Origin of the sequence: Streptomyces abyssomicinicus (genome assembly GCF_008974245.1) — a bacterium.
GTDB lineage: Bacteria > Actinomycetota > Actinomycetes > Streptomycetales > Streptomycetaceae > Streptomyces > Streptomyces abyssomicinicus.
In genome coordinates, this window is sequence record NZ_BBZI01000005.1 from 155635 (window position 1) to 158154 (window position 2520).

Annotated in this window: 3 protein-coding genes; all 3 read right to left on the reverse strand. The window is 69.4% G+C overall.

Annotation, left to right across the window (positions count from 1 at the left end; genetic code table 11):
• The coding region (locus GBN72_RS00710; RefSeq protein ID WP_151770856.1) for a protein kinase domain-containing protein at window positions 1–427 on the reverse strand (427 nt) is incomplete at its 3' end.
• 118 nt (window positions 428–545) lie between these two features.
• Window positions 546–1037 (reverse strand): hypothetical protein, encoded by a 492-nt coding sequence (locus GBN72_RS00715; RefSeq protein WP_151769647.1) that lies wholly within the window; start codon window positions 1035–1037, stop codon window positions 546–548.
• A 53-nt stretch (window positions 1038–1090) separates the two neighbouring features.
• Window positions 1091–2520 (reverse strand): ABC transporter substrate-binding protein (locus GBN72_RS00720; protein ID WP_164540301.1); only part of this gene is annotated, 1430 nt, incomplete at its 5' end.

A 2520-nucleotide genomic window follows, 5' to 3' on the forward strand; every position in this document is an offset into this window, starting at 1 on the left:
CTTCGGTGGTGGGGCGGGTGGGTCTGGCGATGCCGAAGTCGATGACGACGGGGCCGGTGTCGGTGAGGAGGACGTTGGCGGTCGACAGGTCGCGGTGGATGAAGTTGGCGGTGTGGATGTCGTGGAGTGCGGTGGCGAGTCCCGCGGCGAGGTGGAGGACGGTGTCCGGCGGGAGTGTGCCGGCGGTGGCGAGGGCGCGGTGGAGGGTGGGGCCGTGGTGGAACTCGTAGGCCAGCCAGGGGATTCCGGCGTCGGCGTCGGCGTCGACGACTCGGGCGGTGTGGGGGCTGCGGATTCTTCGGGCGGCGACGGCTTCACGGTGCAGGCGTTGGCGGAAGGTGTCGTCGTAGGCGGCGAAGGTGTCACGGACGAGTTTGACCGCGACGAGGCCGCCCGTGGGGTCGGTGGCCAGTAACACGCGGCCCATACCGCCCTCGCCGAGTACCGCACGGGTCCGGAACGGCCCGACCACACGCGGATCCGACGGCGCCAGGTCCCACACGGACGACCTCCCACAACAGTCCGGATCGATGCAGAGGAACGTACTACTCGGCGGGGCCGACCATGTACAGCAACGTGTAGACCCCGGTGTCCTCCATGGTGGGTTCCCCCTTCTCGTCCATCGGGGCAGCAGTGAGGTCCACCGCCCAATCCTCGTTCACGTAACGGAAGAAGCCTCGGTCGTTCATGGCGTCACTGAGGCCCTTCTCGGTGAATCCGCCGGACTCGAACTCCTCGAGCGTGGCCGTCACCGCCTCCTTGGGCAGGCCGATCACCTGCGCGCTGTGGTACTCGGCCTGAGTGGGTTCCGAGGCCGCCCTGATCTCGTATCCGAGAGGCAAGGGGATCTCCGGAGGCCACTCGTCGGGGACGTCGTCCTGTTTCTCCAGTCCCTCTTCCGTCGCTCCGGCTGCGGGCGCCGAGGAAGGGGCGGTGCTGCCGGCTTTGGCCGGGGCGTCGTCCTTCTGATCGGAACAGGCGGTCAGCAGGGCCAGGGAGACGAGGCAGGCCGCGAGCGCGGCGTTTGGACGGAACATGAGAGGCAGGTCCTTCCGTTGAACGGGTGTCGTGTCGTGGGCGGAGCGCGGTGTCAGTTCGCGGCCTCCGCCTTCTGCAGGGACTCGGCCAGCACCGGCATTCCGCCGGGCCAGCGGATCGAGAGCACCGTCGGGGAGGCGGCCGAGGCGAACTCGTCGGTGCCGAACAGCTGGCCGATCCGCCCCGCGGAGAAGGCCGGCAGGGCGTTCAGTTGCTCGTCGGCCAGATCCAGTTCGGCCGTCTCGGGCGTAGTGGCGTACAGGACGACGACATCGGATTCGAGCCGGTCCAGATCCTCGTAGTCCAGCGTGTACATCATGCCGTCGCCGTCGGCATCCAGCCCGACCACCGAGTCCGCCAGCCGCATGCCCAGCCCTTCGAGCACCCGGACGACCGGGCTGGCGTCGGAGTAGACGTGCACCCGGTCCCCGGGCGGATCGTTGACGACCGCCGCGAAGGACAACCCCTTGAGGCCGTGCCGCTCACCGAGTTCAGCCAGCCGGGCGTCGGACTCCGCGAGCAACTCCTCGCCCTCCGCGGACACGCCCAGCGCCCTCGCGGTGGTGGTGACGACGCCCTCCCACGGTTCCAGCGAGGCGCCCACAGGGCGGGCCACGACCGGTGCGATCGCGCTGAGTTGCTCGTACTGCTCCTCGGTCAGACCCGAGTAGGGAGCGAGGATGAGGTCGGGGGCGGTCGCGGCGATCTGTTCGGCGGGCAGCGTCCAACTCCCGGTGCCGGTCTTGCTGAAGAGGACGGGAGTGCCGAGACCTTCGTCCTCGTAGGCATGCGCGACCCAGGGCAGCATGCCCTGGCCGGATGCGGAATCGTCCTCGGGGATGCCGACCGGGAACGTGCCCAGCGCGATCGCGGCCTCGGCGGCGCCCCAGCCGTAGGCGGCCACCCGTTGGGGCCTGGACCGAACGACCGTCTCCCCGTAGTCGTGCTCGATCGTGACGGGAAACGCGTCGGTGTCGGCCGCGGCTTCGACCGGCTTCTCCGGCGTGGCTTCGCCGTCGTCACCGTTCGGCCAGAAGACGGCGGCGGCCAAAGCGACGGCCAGGGCGACCATGGCGGCCAGCACGTGCAGAACGGTGCGTGACTTCCTGCCGGGTGTGCCGACTGTCCCGGGCTCCTCGGCCGGGGACGGATCGGGACCGGCGCTCGGTTCCGCTTCCGCTGCTTCCGTCGCGTCCGTGGTGAAGATTTTTGTGGGGTCGAGGTCGTGTGGTCCGGGGAGGACGGTGGTGGGGTCGATCTGGGTGTAGCGGAGGAGTTCGGTGTGTTGTTGGCGGGTGAGTGTGTGGATGGCTTCGGGCCACGGGGGTGTGGTGAGGGGCGGTGTGCGGATGGTGGCCAGCAAGGTCTGTGCGTCGGGGCGTTGGTGGGGGTCGGGGGTGAGGCAGGGTTCGATGATGTGGCGTAGTGGGGTGGGGAGGTGGGTGAGGTCGGCGGTGGCGGTCATGACGTTGTAGCGGGTTT

Coding starts and splice junctions, on each gene's coding strand:
- GBN72_RS00715 (WP_151769647.1), bottom strand. CDS start 1,037: ATGTTCCGTCCAAACGCCGCGCTCGCGGCCTGCCTCGTCTCCCTGGCC.